The 20,851-nt window shown below is 59.3% G+C and carries 17 protein-coding genes; 13 read left to right on the top strand and 4 right to left on the bottom strand.

The genetic code is table 11. The features are described from left to right. The first annotated feature begins 16 nt into the window (after nt 1-16). The gene (locus DK871_RS21270; RefSeq protein WP_161906512.1) at nt 17-1,531 is read left to right on the top strand and encodes an ABC transporter substrate-binding protein; all 1,515 of its coding nucleotides are present in this window, start codon (nt 17-19) and stop codon (nt 1,529-1,531) included. Between the two features lie 119 nt (nt 1,532-1,650). Here the strand turns inward: DK871_RS21270 and DK871_RS21265 are convergent, their stop codons facing one another. From DK871_RS21265 to DK871_RS21250, 4 genes are all read right to left on the bottom strand, one after another. Next, nucleotides 1,651-2,391, bottom strand: a complete 741-nt coding sequence (locus DK871_RS21265; protein WP_161906511.1) for a YciK family oxidoreductase — start codon at nt 2,389-2,391, stop codon at nt 1,651-1,653. A 177-nt stretch (nt 2,392-2,568) separates the two neighbouring features. After that, nucleotides 2,569-3,240 (bottom strand): N-acetylmuramic acid 6-phosphate phosphatase MupP, encoded by a 672-nt coding sequence (gene mupP / locus DK871_RS21260; protein ID WP_161906510.1) that lies wholly within the window; start codon nt 3,238-3,240, stop codon nt 2,569-2,571. A gap of 4 nt (nt 3,241-3,244) precedes the next feature. Continuing rightward, nucleotides 3,245-3,943 (bottom strand): bifunctional 2-polyprenyl-6-hydroxyphenol methylase/3-demethylubiquinol 3-O-methyltransferase UbiG, encoded by a 699-nt coding sequence (gene ubiG / locus DK871_RS21255; RefSeq protein WP_003189760.1) that lies wholly within the window; start codon nt 3,941-3,943, stop codon nt 3,245-3,247. A gap of 64 nt (nt 3,944-4,007) precedes the next feature. Further along, complete coding sequence (locus DK871_RS21250; RefSeq protein WP_003189761.1) at nt 4,008-5,339, bottom strand: TRZ/ATZ family hydrolase; 1,332 nt, start codon at nt 5,337-5,339, stop codon at nt 4,008-4,010. A 109-nt stretch (nt 5,340-5,448) separates the two neighbouring features. Here DK871_RS21250 and mtnA point away from each other — a divergent pair, with 109 nt between their 5' ends. The 12 genes from mtnA to DK871_RS21190 all read left to right on the top strand — a co-directional run bounded on the left by mtnA (nt 5,449) and on the right by DK871_RS21190 (nt 20,622). Next, the gene (gene mtnA, locus DK871_RS21245; RefSeq protein WP_161906509.1) at nt 5,449-6,519 is read left to right on the top strand and encodes an S-methyl-5-thioribose-1-phosphate isomerase; all 1,071 of its coding nucleotides are present in this window, start codon (nt 5,449-5,451) and stop codon (nt 6,517-6,519) included. A 423-nt stretch (nt 6,520-6,942) separates the two neighbouring features. Further along, nucleotides 6,943-9,597 (top strand): DNA gyrase subunit A, encoded by a 2,655-nt coding sequence (gene gyrA, locus DK871_RS21240; RefSeq protein ID WP_003189765.1) that lies wholly within the window; start codon nt 6,943-6,945, stop codon nt 9,595-9,597. A 183-nt stretch (nt 9,598-9,780) separates the two neighbouring features. Then, nucleotides 9,781-10,866: a 3-phosphoserine/phosphohydroxythreonine transaminase gene (serC, locus tag DK871_RS21235; protein WP_161906508.1), complete on the top strand. Its 1,086-nt coding sequence runs from the start codon at nt 9,781-9,783 to the stop codon at nt 10,864-10,866. Continuing rightward, complete coding sequence (gene pheA, locus DK871_RS21230) at nt 10,866-11,960, top strand: prephenate dehydratase (RefSeq protein ID WP_003172650.1); 1,095 nt, start codon at nt 10,866-10,868, stop codon at nt 11,958-11,960. The genes serC and pheA overlap by 1 nt, the downstream gene beginning before the upstream one ends. 9 nt (nt 11,961-11,969) lie before the next feature. Then, nucleotides 11,970-13,082: a histidinol-phosphate transaminase gene (gene hisC, locus DK871_RS21225; RefSeq protein ID WP_161906507.1), complete on the top strand. Its 1,113-nt coding sequence runs from the start codon at nt 11,970-11,972 to the stop codon at nt 13,080-13,082. 28 nt (nt 13,083-13,110) lie between these two features. Further along, the gene (locus tag DK871_RS21220; RefSeq protein WP_256677503.1) at nt 13,111-15,321 is read left to right on the top strand and encodes a bifunctional prephenate dehydrogenase/3-phosphoshikimate 1-carboxyvinyltransferase; all 2,211 of its coding nucleotides are present in this window, start codon (nt 13,111-13,113) and stop codon (nt 15,319-15,321) included. Continuing rightward, nucleotides 15,318-16,007 carry a (d)CMP kinase gene (gene cmk, locus DK871_RS21215; protein WP_003189772.1) on the top strand — a complete coding sequence of 230 codons (690 nt, stop codon included), beginning with the start codon at nt 15,318-15,320 and terminating at the stop codon, nt 16,005-16,007. Before DK871_RS21220 ends, cmk begins: the two co-directional genes overlap by 4 nt. Before the next feature lie 120 nt (nt 16,008-16,127). Further along, nucleotides 16,128-17,813, top strand: coding sequence for a 30S ribosomal protein S1 (gene rpsA, locus DK871_RS21210; RefSeq protein WP_003189774.1), 1,686 nt, complete (start codon nt 16,128-16,130; stop codon nt 17,811-17,813). 160 nt (nt 17,814-17,973) lie between these two features. Next, the gene (locus DK871_RS21205; RefSeq protein WP_014717621.1) at nt 17,974-18,258 is read left to right on the top strand and encodes a hypothetical protein; all 285 of its coding nucleotides are present in this window, start codon (nt 17,974-17,976) and stop codon (nt 18,256-18,258) included. Nucleotides 18,259-18,388: 130 nt separating this feature from the next. Next, entirely contained in the window at nt 18,389-18,685 is a 297-nt protein-coding gene (ihfB, locus tag DK871_RS21200; RefSeq protein ID WP_003189779.1) for an integration host factor subunit beta, read from the top strand. A gap of 24 nt (nt 18,686-18,709) precedes the next feature. Beyond that, nucleotides 18,710-18,940 (top strand): lipopolysaccharide assembly protein LapA domain-containing protein, encoded by a 231-nt coding sequence (locus DK871_RS21195; RefSeq protein WP_161906505.1) that lies wholly within the window; start codon nt 18,710-18,712, stop codon nt 18,938-18,940. Nucleotides 18,941-19,275: 335 nt separating this feature from the next. Beyond that, the gene (locus DK871_RS21190; RefSeq protein ID WP_161906504.1) at nt 19,276-20,622 is read left to right on the top strand and encodes a GNVR domain-containing protein; all 1,347 of its coding nucleotides are present in this window, start codon (nt 19,276-19,278) and stop codon (nt 20,620-20,622) included. Nucleotides 20,623-20,851: the final 229 nt, after the last annotated feature.

Raw genomic sequence — 20,851 nt, 5'->3', positions numbered from 1 at the left:
AACAAGGAGTTGTGATATGCACTCGCGCCACTTGAAATTGCTCGCCGCCGCTACCCTCACGGCCTGGTCGCTGACCGCCGGCCTGGCCCAGGCCGCCGGTGTGCTCACCATCGGCTGCCGTGAAGACAGCACCACCTTCGACCCGATCAAAAGCGCGCAAAACCGCGACACCTGGGTGTTTGCCAACGTCTACGACACCCTGGTGCGCGTGGATAACCTGGGCACCAAGATGGAACCGGGCCTGGCCGAAAGCTGGGATATTTCCAAGGATGGCCTGACCTACACCTTCAAGCTGCGCGAGGCGAAGTTCTCTGACGGCTCGCCGATCACCGCCGCCGACGCCGCGTTCAGCCTGCTGCGCATCCGTGACAACAAGGCCTCCTTGTGGAGCGACCCGTTCAGCCTGATCAACACCGCCACGGCCAGCGATGCCAAGACCCTGGTGGTCACCCTGAAAACCCCTGCGGTGGCCTTCCTCTCGCAACTGGCGTCGCCAACGGTGTCGATCCTGTCGGAAAAAGCCATGACCAAGATGGGCGAAGACGCCTACTCGGAAAACCCGGTGACTTCCGGCGCGTTTACCGTGGACGAGTGGCGCAAGGGCGACCGCGTGATCCTGAAGAAAAACCCGAATTTCTGGCAGGCCGGCAGCGTGAGCCTGGACGGCGTGGAATGGGTGTCGGTGACCGATGACAACACGCGCATGCGCATGGTGCAGAACAACGAACTCGACACGGCGATCTTCGTGCCGTTCTCCCGGGTCGAAGAACTGAAAAAAGACCAGAACGTGGTGATCCACGCCGACCCGTCCACCCGCGAAGATCACCTGTTGATCAACCACGAGCACGGCTTGTTGGCCAAGCCGCAAGTGCGCCAGGCCCTGGATATGGCGATCGACAAGCAATCGCTGGTCAAAGCCGTCACTTACGGTCAAGGCACCGTGGCTTATTCCTACATTCCAAAGGGCTCTCTGTACCACTACGCCAATAACCTGCAACGCCCATACGACCCGGCCGAAGCCAAGAAACTGCTGGCCGCTGCAGGTGCCCAGGATTTGAAGCTCAACTACGTGGTCAACGCCGGCAACGAGGCCGACGAGCAGATCGCGGTGATCATCAAGGACCAGCTAGCCAAGGTCGGCGTGACCGCCAACCTGCAAAAAGTCGACCCGACCCAAAGCTGGCAGATGCTGGTGGACGGTGAGTACGATATTTCGGTGATGTACTGGACCAACGACATCCTCGACCCCGACCAGAAAACCACCTTCGTGCTGGGCCACGACACCAACCAGAACTACATGACCCGCTACAAGAACGACCAGGTCAAGGCGTTGGTGGCGGCCGCGCGGATCGAGGCAGACCCGGCCAAGCGCGAGCAGATGTATGTGGAGTTGCAGAAACTGGCCAAACAGGATGTGAACTGGATTGACCTGTACTACAGCCCGTACATCAACATCTCACGCAAAAACGTGAGCAACTTCCTGCAGAACCCGTTGGGGCGCTTCACCCTGGAGGAAGTGGTCAAACACTGAGTAATTGAGTACACCACAAAGCAATGTGGGAGCTGGCTTGCCTGCGATGGCGATGGAGCATTCACCACCGCTATCGCAGGCAAGCCAGCTCCCACCTTTGTTTTGCGGTGTGTCAGGGCTTATTGCGCATCGAAGGCCTGGCCATTGATGCCGGCACTGTCCGGCCCCATCAGGTACAGGTACACCGGCATGATCTCTTCCGGTGCTGGCCTTTCCATCGGGTTTTCCCCTGGGTACGCCTGGGCGCGCATGCTGGTGCGGGTGCCGCCCGGGTTGATGCTGTTGGCGCGCACTGCGGCCACATCTTCCAGCTCATCGGCCAGGCTTTGCATCAGCCCCTCGGTGGCGAACTTGGACACGCCATAGGCACCCCAATAAGCACGGCCCTTGCGCCCGACGCTGCTGGAGGTGAACACCACCGACGCATCCTGGGACAGCTTGAGCAACGGCAGCAACGTGCTGGTCAGCATGAACATCGCGTTGACGTTGACGTGCATCACCCGCATGAAATTCTCGCCGGACAACTGCTCGATGGGCGTGCGCGGGCCGATGATCGAGGCGTTGTGCAGCAGGCCGTCGAGGTGGCCGAATGCTTTTTCGATCATCGCTGCCAGCTCATCGTATTGATGGGGCAGGGCGGTCTCCAGGTTGAACGGGATCACCACCGGCTGCGGGTGGCCGGCGGCTTCGATCTCGTCATACACCTGGGCCAGGTTGGCTTCGGTCTTGCCCAGCAACAGCACGGTGGCGCCATGGGCGGCATAGGTTTTTGCCGCTGCCGCGCCAATCCCGCGACCGGCGCCGGTTACCAGGATGGTCCGGCCTTTGAGCAGTTCTGGCGGTGCAGAGTAATCAAACATAAATAGCCTCGACAAAATTCAAGGTGATACACCACTTGAAGTGGAATCCATTTCCTGTGGGAGCTGGCTTGCCTGCGATGGCGGACTACCTGTCGCCAAATGTGCTGGCTGGCAGGCCGCTATCGCAGGCAAGCCAGCTCCCACATTGATCTCAGTGTTGTTGAGATCTTCGAACCATCAGCAACTGCACAGCGCGTTATCCAGCACCTTGCGCAATTCCAGCGGGTGATCCACCACCACATCCGCGCCCCAGTGGCGGGGGTTGTCGTCCGGGTGGATATAGCCGTAGGTAACCGCCGCCGTGCGCGTACCCGCGTCGCGGCCGGATTCGATGTCGCGCAGGTCATCGCCCACGAACAGCACGCTGGCCGGATCCAGGCCGAGCATTTTGCACGCCAGGATCATCGGCTCCGGGTCCGGCTTGCTGTTTTTCACATGGTCCGGGCAGATCAGCACGGCCGAACGCTCGGCCAGGCCCAGGCGCTGCATGATCGGTTCGGCAAAGCGCACCGGCTTGTTGGTGACCACGCCCCAGATCAGCTTGGCTTTCTCGATGTCTTCCAGCAGCTCGGCCATGCCGTCGAACAGTTTGCTGTGCACCGCGCAATCCTTGAGGTAACGCTCCAGGAATTCCTGGCGCAGGTCCTCAAAGCCCGGCGACTCCGGGTCCATCGAGAAGGTCACGGCGACCATCGCCCGCGCGCCGCCGGAGATTTCATCGCGGATGTGTTGCGGGTTGATCGGCGCCAGGCCACGGTCGGCGCGCATGGCCTGGCAGATGGCGATAAAGTCCGGCGCGGTGTCCAGCAGGGTACCGTCCATGTCGAAGAGAACCGCTCGCAACTTCACAGGCTTACTCCTCGCGCAGGGTCTGGATCATGTAGTTGACGTCAACGTCGTTGGCCAGCTTGTAGTGCTTGGTCAGCGGGTTGTAGGTCAGGCCGATGATGTCCTTGACGGTCAGCCCAGCCTGGCGGCTCCACGCACCCAGCTCGGAAGGGCGGATGAATTTCTTGAAATCATGGGTGCCGCGCGGCAGCAGCTTCATGATGTATTCGGCGCCGATGATCGCGAACAGGTAAGCCTTGGGGTTGCGGTTGATGGTGGAGAAGAACACCTGGCCGCCGGGCTTGACCATGCGGAAACAGGCGCGGATCACCGAGGACGGGTCTGGCACGTGTTCGAGCATTTCCAGGCAGGTGACCACGTCGAACTGCTCGGGCATTTCTTCGGCCAGGGCTTCGGCGGTGATCTGGCGGTATTCCACGCTCACGCCGGATTCGAGCTGGTGCAACTGGGCCACGGCCAGCGGCGCTTCGCCCATGTCGATGCCCATGACGGTGGCGCCGCGCTGGGCCATGGCTTCGCTGAGGATGCCGCCGCCGCAACCGACGTCCAGCACCTTCTTGCCGGCCAGGTTGACGCGCTCGTCAATCCAGTTGACCCGCAGTGGGTTGATGTCGTGCAGGGGCTTGAATTCGCTCTCGCGGTCCCACCAGCGGTGGGCAAGGGCTTCAAACTTGGCGATTTCGGCGTGGTCGACGTTGCTCATGGTCAATCCTCTGAATCTGATAAGTCGGTTTGGCGTTGCTGAGCTCATAGGTTCAGCAACGGCGTTATTCGCTGTGCCCGCTGATGCGTTGTCCCCAGGCAATGGCCGTGGCGGTCAACTGTTGTTCATCCATGCGGGTCAATTGCCGGTCGTCGAGCAATGGCTTGCCGGCGACCCAAAGGTGTTTCACGCAATCGCGCCCGGTGGCATATATAAGCTGTGAGACCGGATCGTAGATCGGTTGTTGCGCCAGCCCGGAAAGATCAAAGGCGACGATGTCGGCCGCTTTTCCGACTTCCAGCGAGCCAATCTGGCTGTCCAGGCCCATCGCCCTGGCACCGTTGAGCGTAGCCATGCGCAAGGCGCGGTGGGCATCCAGTGCTGTAGCGGAACCGGCCACGGCCTTGGCCAGCATCGCCGCCGTGCGGGTTTCGCCGAGCAAATCCAGGTCATTGTTGCTGGCGGCGCCGTCGGTGCCGATGGCCACGTTGACGCCAGCCTGCCACAAGCGCTCCACCGGGCAAAAGCCGCTGGCCAGTTTCAGGTTCGATTCCGGACAGTGGATAACGCTGGTGTTGCTTTCTACCAGCAAAGCCAGGTCGTCTTCGCTGATTTGGGTCATGTGCACGGCCTGAAAGCGCGGGCCCAGCAGGCCAAGGCGAGCCAGGCGCGCCAATGGCCGCTCGCCGGTCTGCTCGACGGCTTGCTGCACTTCAAAGGCGGTTTCGTGAACGTGCATATGGATCACGGCGTCCAGCTCTTCGGCGATCACCCGGATCTTTTCCAGGTTGGCATCGCACACGGTGTAGGGCGCGTGGGGGCCGAAGGTGATCTTGATGCGCGGGTGGTGCTTGAGGTCGCCGAACAGCTCGATACCCTGGCGAATCGCCTCGTCGGCACTGCTGGCGCCGGGAATCGGGAAGTCGAGGATCGGCAGCGCAATCTGCGCACGCATACCGCTGTTGTGCACGCAGTCACTGGCAACCTTGGGGTAGAAATACATGTCCGAGAAGCAGGTGATGCCGCCCTTGATCTGCTCGGCAATGGCCAGGTTGGTGCCGTCGCGCACGAACGCTTCATCGACCCACTTGGCTTCGGCTGGCCAGATGTGCTTTTCCAGCCAGGTCATCAGCGGCAGATCGTCGGCCAGCCCACGGAACAGGGTCATGGCGGCATGGCCGTGGGCATTGACCAGGCCAGGGCTGAGCAGCATGCCGGGCAGTTCACGCACCTCCCGCGCCGCCAGCTTCAACGCCGCGTCCCGTGGCCCGATAAAGGCAATGCAGCCATCGCGGATGCCCAGGCCATGCTCCTTGAGCACCACGCCAGCGGGCTCGACGGGTACCAGCCAGGTCGGCAGCAGCAACAAGTCGAGCGGGGCGGCAGTGGAGGTCATCGCAGGCTTCTTCCCAGGCAGCTATAAAAGAAGGGCGAAGTATACCCGAGCGTCCTGGCTGGCGGATCGCTATAATCGGCGGCTTTTGTTCATGAGTGCGGGGTAAGGGATGCGCGACCGACTGTTGGCTGCAGACAAAGTGAAGGCCATCCAATGGCGTGATGGCGCGCTGCACCTGCTCGATCAGCGCGTTTTGCCGTCCCGTGAGCGCTGGGTAACCTGCGTTACCGTTGAAGCGGTGGCCGACGCCATTCGCACCATGGTGGTGCGGGGCGCACCGGCCATCGGTATCTGCGCCGCCTATGGCTTGGTGCTGGCCGCCCGCGAGCGCATCGCCGAGGGTGGCGACTGGCAGGCAGCGTGGGAAGAAGACTACGCCTTGCTGGCTCATACCCGACCGACCGCATCGAATTTGTTCTGGGCCTTGCAGCGCATGCGCGACCGCCTGGACCGCCTCAAACAGCACGCCGACCCGCTGGTGGTGCTGGAAGCCGAAGCCGTGGCGATCCATGAAAGCGACCGGGAGGCCAATGTGGTCATGGCCCAGTTGGGCATGGAGCGGATTCGCAAGCACCAGGGCAATGCCCAGGCGATCCTCACCCATGGCAATGCCGGCGCGCTGGCTTCCGGCGGCGTTGGCACAGCCCTTGGGGTCATTCATGCAGCGTATCTGGAGGGCTTGGTCGAGCAGGTCTATGTCAATGAAACCCGCCCGTGGCTGCAAGGCTCACGCCTGACGGCGTGGGAATTGGCGGGCCAGGGCATCCCGGTGGCGGTGAATGCCGACTCGGCGGGGGCGCATATCCTCAAGACCAAGGGCGTGACCTGGGTGGTGGTCGGTGCTGACTGTATCGCGGCCAATGGCGATGTGATCAGCAAGATCGGCACTTATCAGCTGGCTGTGTGTGCCATGCACCATGGCGTGCGCTTTATGGTGGTGGCGTCGAGTTCGACCCTGGATTTGATGATGGCTACTGGCGATGATGTTGCGCTGGAGCAGCGCGATAGTGGTGAGTTGCTTGAGGTTGATGGGCAGCGGTTGGATGTCGCGGCGTTTAACCCTGTGTTTGATGTGACGCCTGCGGATCTGATTGATGTGATCGTCACCGAAAAGGGTGTGGTGGAGCGACCGGATGTGGCCAAGTTGGCCAAGTTGATGTGCCGTAAGCGCCTGCATTGAGGTGTCGGTGCCTGTGGGGGCGCTATCGCAGGCAAGCCAGCCCCCACATCTAACTGTGTTCACAAATCACAGGTGGGAGCTGGCTTGCCTGCGATTGGCTCTTGAAGTCAACAAAACTCCTGCATTCCACCCTCAAAAAAAAGCACCACCGCGCCTCTGAGCCCCTCTCGTCCCCTTCAAGCCTGTCATCCGTCAAATTACTAGCCTCCATGCGCATCAGGGGGATAGGTGCGTGGCGGCGATTGTGATAACATCCGGCGGTTTCCAGGGCTGCCCCGAGGGGTGGCCTATAACGTGCAGATCCGTGTCATAACTCGTTGATTTGTCGTAAGTCGTTGTCAGGCACCGTGCCGGCAGCGGCGAGCTTCGTTCGTCCCGAATGGATGTGACGAGGTTTCACCCGAAAAAGGAATCAGGCTTCTCATGGGCGAACTGGCCAAAGAAATCCTCCCGGTCAATATCGAAGACGAGCTGAAACAGTCCTACCTCGACTACGCGATGAGCGTAATTGTCGGTCGGGCACTGCCTGATGCGCGCGATGGCTTGAAGCCCGTGCACCGGCGTGTGCTGTTCGCGATGAGCGAGCTGGGTAACGACTGGAACAAGCCGTACAAGAAATCTGCCCGTGTTGTCGGTGACGTGATCGGTAAGTATCACCCTCACGGCGACACTGCGGTGTACGACACCATCGTTCGGATGGCGCAGCCGTTTTCCCTGCGCTACCTGCTGGTAGACGGCCAGGGCAACTTCGGTTCGGTGGACGGCGACAACGCCGCGGCCATGCGATACACCGAAGTGCGCATGACCAAGCTGGCGCACGAGCTGCTGGCCGACCTGCACAAAGAAACCGTGGACTGGGTGCCGAACTACGACGGCACCGAAATGATCCCGGCTGTCATGCCAACCCGTATTCCCAACCTGCTGGTCAACGGTTCCAGCGGTATTGCCGTGGGCATGGCCACCAATATCCCGCCGCACAACCTCGGTGAAGTCATCGACGGTTGCCTGGCCCTTATCGACAACCCTGAGCTGACCGTCGATGAGCTGATGCAATACATCCCCGGCCCGGACTTCCCGACCGCCGCGATCATCAACGGTCGCGCCGGCATCATCGAAGCCTACCGCACCGGTCGCGGGCGCATTTACATGCGTGCCCGCTCGATGATCGAAGACATCGACAAGGTCGGTGGCCGCCAGCAGATCGTCATCACCGAACTCCCGTACCAGCTGAACAAGGCACGCCTGATCGAGAAGATCGCCGAGCTGGTTAAAGAGAAGAAGCTGGAAGGCATCACCGAGCTGCGCGACGAGTCCGACAAGGACGGTATGCGCGTAGTAATCGAGCTGCGCCGTGGCGAAGTGCCTGAGGTGATCCTCAACAACCTCTACGCCCAGACCCAGCTGCAAAGCGTGTTTGGTATCAACGTGGTTGCCCTGATCGACGGCCGCCCGCGCATCCTGAACCTCAAGGACCTGCTGGAAGCCTTCGTGCGTCACCGCCGCGAAGTGGTGACCCGCCGTACCGTGTTTGAACTGCGCAAGGCCCGCGAGCGCGGCCATATCCTGGAAGGCCAGGCGGTTGCGCTGTCGAACATCGACCCGGTGATCGCCCTGATCAAGGCCTCGCCAACCCCGTCGGAAGCCAAGGAAGCGCTGATCAGCACGCCGTGGGAATCCAGCGCCGTGGTCGCGATGGTTGAGCGCGCTGGCGCCGACTCGTGCCGCCCCGAGACCCTGGACCCGCAATACGGTCTGCGTGAAGGCAAGTACTTCCTGTCGCCAGAGCAGGCCCAGGCCATCCTGGAGCTGCGTCTGCACCGCCTCACCGGCCTTGAGCACGAGAAGCTGCTGGCCGAGTACCAGGAGATCCTCAACCAGATCGGCGAGTTGATCCGCATCCTCAGCAGCGCCGTGCGCCTGATGGAAGTGATCCGCGAAGAACTGGAAGTGATCCGCGCCGAATACGGCGACGTGCGCCGCACCGAAATCCTCGATGCGCGCCTGGACCTGACCCTGGGTGACATGATCCCGGAAGAAGAGCGCGTGGTGACCATCTCCCACGGCGGCTATGCCAAGACCCAGCCGCTGGCGGCTTACCAGGCCCAGCGTCGTGGCGGTAAAGGTAAATCGGCTACCGGCGTGAAGGATGAGGATTACATCGCTCACCTGCTGGTCGCCAACAGCCACACCACGCTGCTGCTGTTCTCCAGCAAGGGCAAGGTGTACTGGCTCAAGACCTACGAAATCCCGGAAGCCTCTCGCGCTGCCCGTGGTCGTCCGTTGGTCAACCTGCTGCCGCTGGACAGTGATGAGTACATCACCACCATGCTGCCGGTCGAGGAATACACCGAAGGTCACTTCATCTTCATGGCCACCGCCAAAGGCACCGTGAAGAAGACCCCGCTGGAATCCTTCAGCCGTCAACGCAGCGTGGGCCTGATCGCCCTGGAACTGGACGAAGGCGACGTACTGATCTCCGCAGCCATCACCGATGGCGAGCGCGAAGTCATGCTGTTCTCCGATGGCGGCAAGGTCACACGCTTCAAGGAATCCGACGTGCGTGCCATGGGCCGTACCGCCCGCGGTGTACGCGGCATGCGCCTGCCGGAAGGGCAGAAGCTGATTTCGATGCTGATCCCGGAAGAAGGCAGCCAGATCCTCACCGCTTCCGAGCGTGGTTATGGCAAGCGCACTGCCATCAGTGAGTTCCCGGAGTACAAGCGTGGCGGCCAGGGCGTGATCGCCATGGTCAGCAACGACCGCAACGGCCGTCTGGTCGGCGCAGTGCAGGTGCTCGATGGCGAGGAAATCATGCTGATTTCCGACCAGGGCACCCTGGTGCGTACCCGTGTGGCGGAAGTGTCGAGCCTGGGCCGTAACACCCAGGGCGTGACCCTGATCAAGCTGGCCAAGGACGAAAAACTGGTCGGCCTGGAGCGTGTGCAGGAGCCTTCGGAAGTCGAAGGCGAAGAGCTCGAAGGTGAGGAATTTGAAGGCGAGGTGATCGCAGCCGGCGATGACAACGTTGACGAGCCAACCCTCGACGCTGCCGCAGACGAAGAAGAACCGCAGGAATAAGCGGACACACAGGGGGCGGATGAAGATTCGCCCCCTTGTTGTTTGTCCCGTATGAAATACAGCGCCCTTTGCCTGGACGCGGTCCATGTGGGAGCAGGCAAGCCAGCTCCCACAGATGCCCGCTTCAGAATGAGGGCGTTGCTGACATGATTGCAGCCCCACCAGATCAGAGTGAGATTGGATGTGAGCAAGAGAGCCTATAACTTCTGTGCCGGTCCCGCGGCGCTTCCTGAAGCAGTCCTGCAGCGTGCGCAGGGTGAACTCCTCGACTGGCATGGAAAAGGCCTCTCCGTGATGGAAATGAGCCATCGCAGCGATGAGTTCGTGTCCATCGCCAACAAGGCCGAGCAGGACCTGCGCGACTTGCTGGACATCCCATCCGACTACAAGGTGCTGTTCCTGCAAGGGGGCGCAAGCCAGCAATTCGCCCAGTTGCCGCTGAACCTGCTGCCCGAAGGCGGCACTGCCGACTATATCGACACCGGTATCTGGGGGCAGAAGGCCATTGAAGAGGCCTCGCGCTACGGCCACGTCAATGTGGCAGGCACCGCCAAGCCCTACGACTACTTCGCCATTCCCGGTCAGAACGAGTGGAAGCTGACCAAAGACGCGGCCTACGTTCACTACGTCGCGAACGAAACCATTGGTGGCCTGGAGTTTGATTGGGTGCCGCAAGTAGGTGACGTGCCACTGGTGTGCGACATGTCCTCGGACATCCTCTCGCGCCCGATCGACGTATCCAAATACGGCATGATCTACGCCGGCGCGCAGAAGAACATCGGCCCGAGCGGTATCCTGGTCAACATCATCCGCGAAGACCTGCTGGGTCGCGCCCGTTCGCTGTGCCCGACCATGCTCAACTACAAGGTCGCGGCCGATAACGGCTCGATGTACAACACCCCGCCAGCGTTTGCCTGGTACCTGTCGGGCCTGGTGTTCGAGTGGCTCAAGGAGCAGGGCGGTGTGGCGGCCATGGGCAAGCTCAACGAAGAGAAGAAGCGCGTCCTGTACGACTTCATCGACGCCAGCGGCCTGTACAGCAACCCGATCAACCTCACCGACCGCTCGTGGATGAACGTGCCGTTCCGCCTCGCGGACGACCGCCTGGACAAGCCGTTCCTGGCGGGCGCCGACGCGCGCGGCCTGCTGAACCTCAAGGGCCACCGCTCGGTGGGTGGCATGCGCGCCTCCATTTATAACGCCGTCGACATCCACGCCATCAATGCGCTGGTTGCCTACATGGCAGAGTTCGAGAAGGAACACGGCTAATGTCTGAGCAAGAACTCAAGGCCCTGCGCGTACGCATTGACAGCCTGGACGAGAAAGTCCTGGAGCTGATCAGTGAGCGTGCGCGCTGCGCCCAGGAAGTGGCCCGGGTAAAGATGGCATCCCTTGCCGAAGGCGAAGTGCCGGTGTTCTACCGTCCCGAGCGTGAAGCCCAGGTGCTCAAGCGTGTGATGGAGCGCAACAAGGGGCCGTTGGGCAACGAAGAGATGGCGCGGTTGTTCCGTGAAATCATGTCTTCGTGCCTGGCGCTGGAGCAGCCGCTGAAAGTGGCTTACCTCGGCCCTGAAGGTACCTTCACCCAGGCAGCGGCCATGAAGCACTTCGGCCATGCGGTGATCAGCAAGCCGATGGCGGCCATTGACGAAGTCTTCCGTGAAGTCGCGGCCGGTGCGGTGAATTTTGGCGTGGTGCCGGTGGAAAACTCCACCGAAGGCGCGGTCAACCACACCCTGGACAGCTTCCTTGAGCACGACATGGTGATCTGCGGTGAGGTGGAGCTGCGTATCCACCATCACCTGCTGGTGGGTGAAAACACCAAGACCGACAGCATCAGCCGCATCTACTCCCATGCCCAGTCCCTGGCCCAGTGCCGCAAGTGGTTGGACGCCCATTACCCGAATGTCGAGCGCGTGGCGGTGTCCAGCAACGCCGAAGCGGCCAAGCGGGTCAAGGGTGAGTGGAATTCGGCGGCGATTGCCGGCGATATGGCCGCGGGCCTGTACGGCCTGACGCGCCTGGCCGAAAAAATCGAAGACCGCCCGGATAACTCCACGCGCTTTTTGATGATCGGCAGCCAGGAAGTGCCGCCCACTGGCGACGACAAGACCTCGATCATCGTTTCCATGAGCAACAAGCCCGGCGCGCTGCATGAGCTGCTGGTGCCGTTCCACGATAACGGGATTGACCTGACGCGCATCGAGACTCGTCCTTCGCGCAGCGGTAAGTGGACCTACGTGTTCTTTATCGACTTCATCGGCCATCACCGCGACCCGCTGGTCAAGGGCGTGCTGGAGAAGATCAGTCAGGAAGCCGTGGCGCTCAAGGTGCTGGGCTCTTACCCGAAAGCGGTTTTGTGAGGCTTTGACATGAGTGGCAACTTCCTCGCCCTGGCACAGCCGGGCGTGCAACAACTCTCGCCTTACGTTCCAGGCAAGCCTGTGGACGAGCTGGCCCGTGAGTTGAATCTGGACCCGTCCAAAATCGTCAAGCTGGCGAGTAACGAAAACCCGCTGGGCCCGAGCCCCAAAGTGTTGGCGGCGATTCGTGAAGCGCTGGCCGAGCTGACCCGTTATCCCGACGGTAACGGTTTTGCGCTTAAGTCTTTGCTGGCGGACAAGTGCCGGGTCGAGCTGAATCAAGTGACCTTGGGCAATGGCTCCAACGACATCCTTGAACTGGTCGGCCGTGCCTACCTGGCGCCAGGTTTGAACGCGGTGTTCAGCGAACACGCGTTTGCGGTCTATCCGATCGTGACCCAGGCGGTGGGGGCGGATGCTCGCGTGATTCCTGCCAAGGACTGGGGCCATGACCTGCCGGCGATGCTGGCGGCCATCGATGAGCACACCCGCGTGGTGTTTATCGCCAACCCGAACAACCCGACCGGCACCTGGTTTGACGAGCAGGCACTGAACGAATTCCTGCAGGACGTGCCGGCGCATGTGCTGGTCGTGCTGGACGAAGCCTACATCGAGTACGCCGAAGGCAGCGACCTGCCCGACGGCCTGGATTTCCTCGCGGCCTACCCGAACCTGCTGGTGTCGCGTACGTTTTCCAAGGCTTACGGCCTGGCGTCGTTGCGGGTCGGCTATGGCTTGTCCACCCCCGTGGTCGCCGATGTGCTGAATCGCGTGCGCCAACCGTTCAACGTCAACAGCCTGGCCCTGGCGGCCGCCTGTGCGGCGGTGCAGGATACCGAATACCTGGAAGAAGGCCGTCGCCTCAACGAAAGCGGCATGCTGCAATTGCAGGAAGGTTTTCGTGAGCTGGGCCTGGGCTGGATTCCGTCCAAGGGCAACTTCATCTGCGTCGACCTCGGCCAAGTGGCCGCGCCGGTGTTCCAGGGCCTGCTGCGCGAGGGCGTGATCGTGCGCCCGGTGGCCAACTACGGCATGCCGAACCACCTGCGTATCACCATCGGTTTGCCGGCTGAGAACAGCCGCTTCCTTGAGGCGTTGGCCAAGGTTCTGGGCCGTGGTTGATGTCACTGCATTGCAACCTGCTGTGCCTATGATCGGTCGCCTGGTGGTGGTCGGCCTGGGGTTGATCGGTGGCTCCTTCGCCAAAGGCCTGCGGGAAAGCGGGCTGTGTGGTGAAGTGGTGGGCGTGGACCTCGACCCGCAATCGCGCAAATTGGCGGTGGAGTTGGGCGTGGTAGACCGCTGTGAGGCGGATTTGGCCATTGCGTGTCAGGGCGCGGATGTGATTCAGCTCGCCGTGCCGATCCTGGCCATGGAGAAATTGCTGGTGGTACTGGCTGGCATGGACCTGGGGCAAGCAATCCTTACCGATGTGGGCAGCGCCAAAGGCAATGTGGTGCGCGCTGCACGATTGGCGTTTGGTGGTATGCCGCCGCGCTTTGTGCCGGGCCACCCCATTGCTGGCTCCGAGCAGAGCGGGGTGGAGGCGTCCAATGCGCAGCTGTTCCGTCGGCATAAGGTCATCCTGACGCCGCTTGCGCAAACCGATCCAGCGGCGTTGGCAGTGGTGGATCGTCTCTGGCGCGAGCTGGGCGCGGATGTGGAGCATATGCAGGTCGAGCGTCACGACGAAGTGTTGGCAGCGACCAGTCACTTGCCCCATCTGCTGGCATTTGGCTTGGTGGATTCGTTGGCCAAGCGCAACGAGAACCTCGAGATATTCCGTTACGCGGCTGGTGGTTTTCGCGATTTCACGCGGATTGCCGGCAGCGATCCGGTGATGTGGCATGACATCTTCCTCGCCAATCGCGAAGCGGTGTTGCGCACCCTGGACACCTTCCGCACTGACCTCGACGCCTTGCGCGACGCCGTGGATGCGGGAGACGGCCATCAACTGCTGGGCGTGTTCACCCGTGCGCGGGTGGCGCGTGAACATTTCAGCAAGATCCTCGCGCGCCGGGCCTATATGGAAACCGCAGTGAACACCGATGACCTGACCTTCATCGCCAGCCCGGGTGGCCGCTTGAGCGGGCGCATCCGCGTGCCGGGTGACAAGTCGATCTCTCATCGTTCGATCATGTTGGGGTCGTTGGCCGAGGGTGTGACCGAGGTGGAAGGCTTCCTTGAGGGTGAGGACGCCTTGGCGACCTTGCAGGCTTTTCGTGACATGGGTGTGGTGATCGAGGGTCCACACCATGGGCGCGTGACCATTCACGGTGTCGGCCTGCATGGCCTGAAGGCTGCGCCGGGGCCGATCTATGTGGGTAATTCCGGCACATCGATGCGCCTGTTGGCCGGTGTATTGGCGGCGCAGAGCTTTGACAGCGTGCTGAACGGCGATGCCTCGCTGTCCAAGCGCCCGATGAATCGCGTGGCCAAGCCGTTGCGGGAAATGGGCGCAATCATCGAAACCGGGCCGGACGGGCGTCCGCCACTGACCATTCGTGGCGGGCAATCGCTCAAAGGCTTGAATTATGTACTGCCCATGGCCAGTGCCCAGGTGAAATCCTGCCTGTTGTTGGCGGGGTTGTACGCTGAGGGTAAAACCTCGGTGACCGAGCCCGCACCGACCCGCGACCACACCGAGCGCATGTTGCGCGGCTTTGGTTACCCGGTGGCGGTGCAGGGCGCCACAGCGTCGCTGGCGTCAGGGCATGGGTTGACCGCTACGCGTATTGAAGTGCCGGGGGACATTTCGTCTTCGGCGTTTTTCCTGGTGGCGGCCTCGATTGCCGAGGGCTCCGAGCTGTTGCTGGAGCATGTCGGTATCAACCCGACTCGCACCGGGGTAATCGATATCCTGCGGCTGATGGGGGCTGATATCACCCTCGAAAATCAGCGCGAGGTGGGCGGCGAGCCGGTTGCGGATCTACGTGTGCGTGCTGCCGTGCTCAAGGGTATCGAGATTCCAGCGGCCCTGGTGCCGTTGGCAATTGATGAGTTCCCCGTGCTGTTTATTGCTGCAGCCTGCGCTCAGGGCCGCACCGTTTTGCGCGGGGCCGAGGAGCTGCGCCTCAAGGAGTCCGATCGTATCCAGGTAATGGCCGACGGTCTGTTGGCCCTGGGTGTGAAGTGTGAACCCACGCCTGATGGGATTATCATTGACGGTGGCCCGATGGGCGGCGGTGAGGTGCATGCCCATGGCGATCATCGGATTGCCATGGCATTCAGTGTGGCTTCCCTGCGGGCGACAGCGCCTATTCGTATCCTTGACTGCGCCAATGTTGCTACGTCTTTTCCGAACTTTCTGACACTGTGTGCCCAAGTCGGCATCCGTGTTGCCCAAGAGGCTCAATTGTGAATATCAAAGCACCGGTGATTACCATCGACGGGCCTAGCGGCTCGGGCAAAGGCACAATCGCTGGCATTCTGGCCAAGCGCCTGGGTTGGTGCCTGCTGGATTCTGGCGCGCTGTACCGCCTGCTGGCGTTTGCTGCGCATAACCATGGTGTGGACCTGACCAACGAAGAATTGCTGACCAAACTTGCCGCCCATCTGGATGTGCAGTTCATTGCGGCGACCGAGGGTCAGTTGCAGCGCATCATTCTGGAAGGTGATGAAGTCAGCGATGTGATTCGCACCGAGAGTATCGGCGCGGGCGCCTCCCAAGTGGCTGCGCTGCCCGCCGTGCGCGAGGCGCTGCTGCAGCGCCAGCGCGCATTCCAGGAGGCGCCGGGCCTGGTGGCCGATGGCCGCGACATGGGCACGGTGGTGTTTCCCGAGGCGCCGCTGAAGATTTTCCTGACCGCCAGCGCCGAGGAGCGGGCACGCCGCCGTTACTTGCAGTTGAAGGGCAAAGTCGATGGTGTTAGTCTGTCGAGTCTGCTAGATGAGATCCGTGCACGCGATGAGCGTGATACCCAGCGTGCGGTAGCCCCGCTCAAGCCGGCGGCTGACGCCATACAGCTGGATTCCACGGAGCTGTCCATCGAGCAGGTGCTGGAACGCATCATGAGTGAAATCGCCATTCGCGATATCGCCGGGTGATCAAGAAGGCCGCAGGGGACCAGTCATAGTCCTGCGGTGGCTTCTTTTAACTGAAACTGACCCACACCGTCTGGGGTGTGGAGATGGGCGTATTCTTCGCCCTTATCAACAGGAATTAAAATGAGCGAAAGCTTTGCGGAACTCTTTGAAGAAAGCCTAAAAACCCTGAACCTTCAGGCAGGCTCCATCATCACCGGTGTTATCGTTGATATCGATTACCAAGCTCGCTGGGTAACCGTTCACGCTGGTCTGAAGTCTGAAGCTCTGATCCCGCTGGAACAGTTCTACAACGATGCTGGTGACCTGACTATCAATGTCGGTGACGAAGTTCACGTTGCTCTGGACTCGGTTGAAGACGGTTTCGGTGAAACCAAGCTGTCCCGTGAAAAAGCCAAGCGCGCTGAATGCTGGATTGTTCTCGAAGCAGCCTTCGCAGCTGAAGAAGTGGTCAAGGGCGTTATCAACGGTAAGGTTAAAGGCGGCTTCACTGTCGACGTTAACGGCATCCGTGCGTTCCTGCCAGGTTCTTTGGTCGACGTTCGTCCAGTGCGCGACACCACGCACCTGGAAGGCAAAGAACTGGAATTCAAAGTCATCAAGCTCGACCAGAAGCGCAACAACGTTGTCGTTTCCCGTCGCAGCGTGCTGGAAGCAGAGAACTCCGCCGAGCGTGAAGCTCTGCTGGAATCCCTGCAGGAAGGCCAACAAGTCAAAGGTATCGTCAAGAACCTCACCGATTACGGCGCATTCGTCGATCTGGGTGGCGTCGATGGCCTGCTGCACATTACCGACATGGCTTGGAAGCGTATCAAGCATCCTTCCGAAATCGTCAACGTTGGCGACGAGATCGATGTCAAGGTTCTGAAGTACGATCGTGAGCGTAACCGCGTTTCCCTGGGCTTGAAGCAGCTGGGCGAAGATCCATGGGTTGCTATCAAAGCTCGTTACCCAGAAAGCACCCGCGTCACCGCGCGTGTTACCAACCTGACCGACTACGGCTGCTTCGCGGAGCTGGAAGAAGGCGTGGAAGGCCTGGTACACGTTTCCGAAATGGACTGGACCAACAAGAACATCCACCCTTCGAAAGTCGTACAAGTCGGCGACGAAGTGGAAGTTATGGTTCTGGACATCGACGAAGAGCGTCGTCGTATCTCCCTGGGCATCAAGCAGTGCAAATCTAACCCATGGGAAGATTTCTCTGGCCAGTTCAACAAGGGCGATAAAATCTCCGGCACCATCAAGTCGATCACCGATTTCGGTATCTTCATTGGTCTGGACGGCGGCATCGACGGCCTGGTTCACCTGTCCGACATCTCCTGGAACGAAGTTGGCGAAGAAGCTGTTCGTCGTTTCAAGAAGGGCGACGAGCTGGACACCGTTATCCTGTCGGTTGACCCAGAGCGCGAGCGCATCTCCCTGGGCATCAAGCAACTGGAAAGCGATCCGTTCTCCGAGTACGTTCAAGAGAACGATAAAGGCGCCATCGTTAAAGGCACTGTGAAAGAAGTTGACGCCAAAGGCGCCATCATCGTTCTGGCCGACGATATCGAAGCGACTCTGAAAGCCTCCGAAATCAGCCGTGACCGCGTTGAAGACGCGCGCAACGTTCTGAAAGAAGGCCAGGAAGTAGAAGCCAAGATCATCAGCGTTGACCGCAAGAGCCGCGTGATTCAGCTCTCCATCAAGTCGAAAGACGAAGTGGAAGAGAAAGAAGCTATCCAGAGCTTGAAAGAAGCTGCTCCGGAAGCTGCTGCTGATACCACCATGGCGGCACTGCTGCGCCAGGCAATGGCTAAGCAGAACTAAGTTCTGTAAAGCTGTAGAAAAAGGGCGACTTCGGTCGCCCTTTTTTGTGCCTGAAATTTGATGAAGCAACTGCACCGAACCAAGGCATTCAGCCCAATGTCAGAACTGACTATAGTCTTGAAAACGGCTATTTCGCGTTGCTGACTCAATAAGGGTTTGAATGAACAGAATTATCGTAATACTCGCCTTGCTGGTGCTTGCAGGCTGCTCCTCCACCAGTGCCAAGACACACGCGAAGCGCGGCGTCAGCGGCATCGAGGTCGACTGCTCTGGCCTGGGCAACAAGTGGGAAAAGTGCGAAAAGCGCGCTGCCCGTGAGTGCAAGATGCAGGGCTACAAGGTCATAACCCGCTCCAGCGATGCAGAGGACGAAGAGGGCGACTACCTGTTCGGCTGGAACCCTGCTGGCGCGGTGACGCGGACCATGTTGGTGATCTGTAAGTAAGGGGTTGGCTGCTTGCTGAACGTGTTTATTCAGCCTCAGATAAGTTGACACATGGGCTGTTCAAATTCATCAACTCATGCTAAAACCTTCGGAGCGCTTTTCCTAGCTGCTTGAAAAAGAAGGGAAAAATATGACGAAGTCGGAGTTGATCGAACGAATTGTCACCCATCAAGGGCTGCTCTCATCCAAGGATGTGGAGCTGGCTATCAAGACCATGCTTGAGCAAATGTCCCAATGTCTGGCCACCGGAGATCGCATCGAAATCCGCGGCTTCGGCAGCTTCTCCCTGCACTACCGCGCACCACGCGTAGGCCGCAACCCAAAAACCGGCCAATCCGTCAGCCTCGACGGCAAATTCGTTCCCCACTTCAAACCGGGCAAGGAATTGCGCGATCGGGTGAACGAAGAAGAGGAAGAAGGCGTCTGAGTGTTTTTGGGGAAGGAGAAGGGTATGCGTGGGGTTAAGCGCGTTGTTGCAGTATTGATTGCAGTGCTTGCAGCGTTGGTGGTTTTGGCGTTTGTGCTGGAGAACCAGCAGGGCGTGTCGCTGTCGTTCCTGGGGTGGAGCACTGCGCAGATGCCGGTGGCGGTGTTTGTGGTGGTGGCTTTGATTGTGGGGATGGTGGTTGGGCCGGTGTTGGGGGTGGTTGTGCGTAGGCGTCGGGGTAAGGCGGTTGTCTGAGGTCTCGTCTCGGTGGTCAAATGTGATGCGTGGGGATGGTATTAGTGCCGTTTGTCAGAAACTTTATCGTATCGAACGCTTTGAGCCTTCTTGCTGGCTAGCGTCTCTGGTTAGGATGGTTCTCTGAAGATTTCAGAATCGTCCGACATACATGTTAAGACTTGTAATATGCCAGAGAGATGGCAAAATGGAATCTGTTCTCGATAACAGGCATTTTGTGCGCTCAAGATTTGGCAGAGACGCTGGGTTTTGGCGGTCATAGAACTAAAATAAAAAATAAGCAAATTTGTCTGCATAACGAGCCCGCAGTTTCTCTTTGAAGGCAGGTTTTTGTTGTGAGTAGTAGCTTCCGTGTCCCCTCCGTCCAGTCGTATCGCGAACTCGACGTTTTCTCGCTTGTGCAGTCTGCCTTGCAGCAAAAAAAGCTGTTTTTGATTACGATTCTCTGTGTCGGTTTGATTGCGGCTGTCTATGCTTTTTTTTCAACCCCTGAGTATCAGGTCAGCAGTGTGCTGCGGCCGGTGGCGATTAACGAATTGGATGCATTAAATAGGTCCGAAGTCTATCAGTTACCACCTGCGGATGCTCTGATAAAGGTGGGTGCGGCTTTAGAATCCTATGACACTCGGCTAAATTTCTTTCGTACCCACCAGGCCTTGTTCAAACGCTTCGAGCGCCCGGGTAGGACTCTGGAGCAGAGCTTTGAGGAGTTCAACCGGAACTCAATTAATCTCGTACTTCCTGATGCTAAAGCAAGTGTCATGAGTGCTTATATAAAGCTCGAGATGAATTACCCGGCAGGCGTAGACGGTGTGTCCATACTTAATGAGTTTGTGAAATACGCCATTGCTAGTGAACGTGAGCAAATTGCCGCAGATGTAAGTGTAATTATTAATAATCGCCTTCGTGAAATAGACGGTAAGTTGGCAGCCGCCCGGGCAAGCTACGAGGCTGATAAAGCGCTTAGAATTGCTTCTCTGGTAGAGTCCGATAACCTCAAAAGATCAAATCTACAAGATGAGTTAAAAGCACTGCGTGCACAGCTTAAAACGCTTCGGTCTGATCGAATGGCGCAATTAAATGAGGCAATCTCAATTTCAAAATCTCTAGGGATTCGTAAGCCTACCACGCCATCCTCTCTAGGTGATTCCGATAATGCTGATTCAGGCCGGGTCATGAGAACGGAAATTAACAATCAGCAAATTCCGTTGTACTTCATGGGGAGCGATGCCCTGGAGGCTGAGCGAACTGCTTTGGCGAATCGGAACACTGACGACTTTACCGAGGCTCGCATTGCTCAGATCGCCAGAGAAATGCAGTTGTTGCGTTCGAATCGCGAAATCGAAATATTAAACCGTCGCGAACAAGAGGATCTTTTCCTTAGTGGCGTTCAGCCATTGCGTTCAGAAGTTGCACGGCTGCGAAACCTGAACATTGATATGAGCAAGGTCAATCTTGTGACGATCGACCGGCAGGCATTGGAGCCTCTGGGGCCAGTGAAGCCAAATAAGATTTTAGTAATAGCTTTAGGCTTGTTTTTGGGGTTGCTGCTGGGTATTGGGATCTTCCTGGTGCGTTATTTTATCAAGGTGCGCTCTGAGTTTCTCTCTGTCTCAAGCGCTTCTCGCTCGACGTCTTCGTCCCAAAAGACCATTTCCCTACCTCCGTGTAAAGTGGGCTGATTGGATCGGGCCTGCTTTTCAGTGTTAATCAGGCTCTACCAATTGAGCGGAGTATGCGCTGATCCTTCAAGCGCTCAATCTGCCAAGGGTACTCCTCCTGAAGCTATGCAGGGTGATGTTAAGATGACTCGGTTGTTCGCATAAAAAATCGTTCACGGAGCCTGTTCAGAGAGTCGTATACTGCCGAATTTAAATGAGTGTTTTTTGTGGGGCTCGGCGTCGCAGAGTG

Source organism: Pseudomonas sp. L13 (assembly GCF_009935965.1).
In the GTDB taxonomy this organism is placed as follows: domain Bacteria; phylum Pseudomonadota; class Gammaproteobacteria; order Pseudomonadales; family Pseudomonadaceae; genus Aquipseudomonas; species Aquipseudomonas lactis.
The sequence above is the reverse complement of the archived record's forward strand: the minus strand, read 5'-3'. Positions and strand labels throughout refer to the sequence as shown.

What these genes read in the sequence shown, in the direction of transcription:
- DK871_RS21250 (WP_003189761.1), bottom strand. Translation starts at nt 5,339, where the DNA reads ATGACCTCCACTGCCGCCCCGCTCGACTTGTTGCTGCTGCCGACCTGG.
- mtnA (WP_161906509.1), top strand. Translation starts at nt 5,449, where the DNA reads ATGCGCGACCGACTGTTGGCTGCAGACAAAGTGAAGGCCATCCAATGG.
- DK871_RS21195 (WP_161906505.1), top strand. Translation starts at nt 18,710, where the DNA reads ATGCGTGGGGTTAAGCGCGTTGTTGCAGTATTGATTGCAGTGCTTGCA.
- DK871_RS21220 (WP_256677503.1), top strand. Translation starts at nt 13,111, where the DNA reads ATGATCGGTCGCCTGGTGGTGGTCGGCCTGGGGTTGATCGGTGGCTCC.
- rpsA (WP_003189774.1), top strand. Translation starts at nt 16,128, where the DNA reads ATGAGCGAAAGCTTTGCGGAACTCTTTGAAGAAAGCCTAAAAACCCTG.
- hisC (WP_161906507.1), top strand. Translation starts at nt 11,970, where the DNA reads ATGAGTGGCAACTTCCTCGCCCTGGCACAGCCGGGCGTGCAACAACTC.
- DK871_RS21265 (WP_161906511.1), bottom strand. Translation starts at nt 2,391, where the DNA reads ATGTTTGATTACTCTGCACCGCCAGAACTGCTCAAAGGCCGGACCATC.
- ihfB (WP_003189779.1), top strand. Translation starts at nt 18,389, where the DNA reads ATGACGAAGTCGGAGTTGATCGAACGAATTGTCACCCATCAAGGGCTG.
- DK871_RS21205 (WP_014717621.1), top strand. Translation starts at nt 17,974, where the DNA reads ATGAACAGAATTATCGTAATACTCGCCTTGCTGGTGCTTGCAGGCTGC.
- DK871_RS21270 (WP_161906512.1), top strand. Translation starts at nt 17, where the DNA reads ATGCACTCGCGCCACTTGAAATTGCTCGCCGCCGCTACCCTCACGGCC.
- pheA (WP_003172650.1), top strand. Translation starts at nt 10,866, where the DNA reads ATGTCTGAGCAAGAACTCAAGGCCCTGCGCGTACGCATTGACAGCCTG.
- gyrA (WP_003189765.1), top strand. Translation starts at nt 6,943, where the DNA reads ATGGGCGAACTGGCCAAAGAAATCCTCCCGGTCAATATCGAAGACGAG.
- ubiG (WP_003189760.1), bottom strand. Translation starts at nt 3,943, where the DNA reads ATGAGCAACGTCGACCACGCCGAAATCGCCAAGTTTGAAGCCCTTGCC.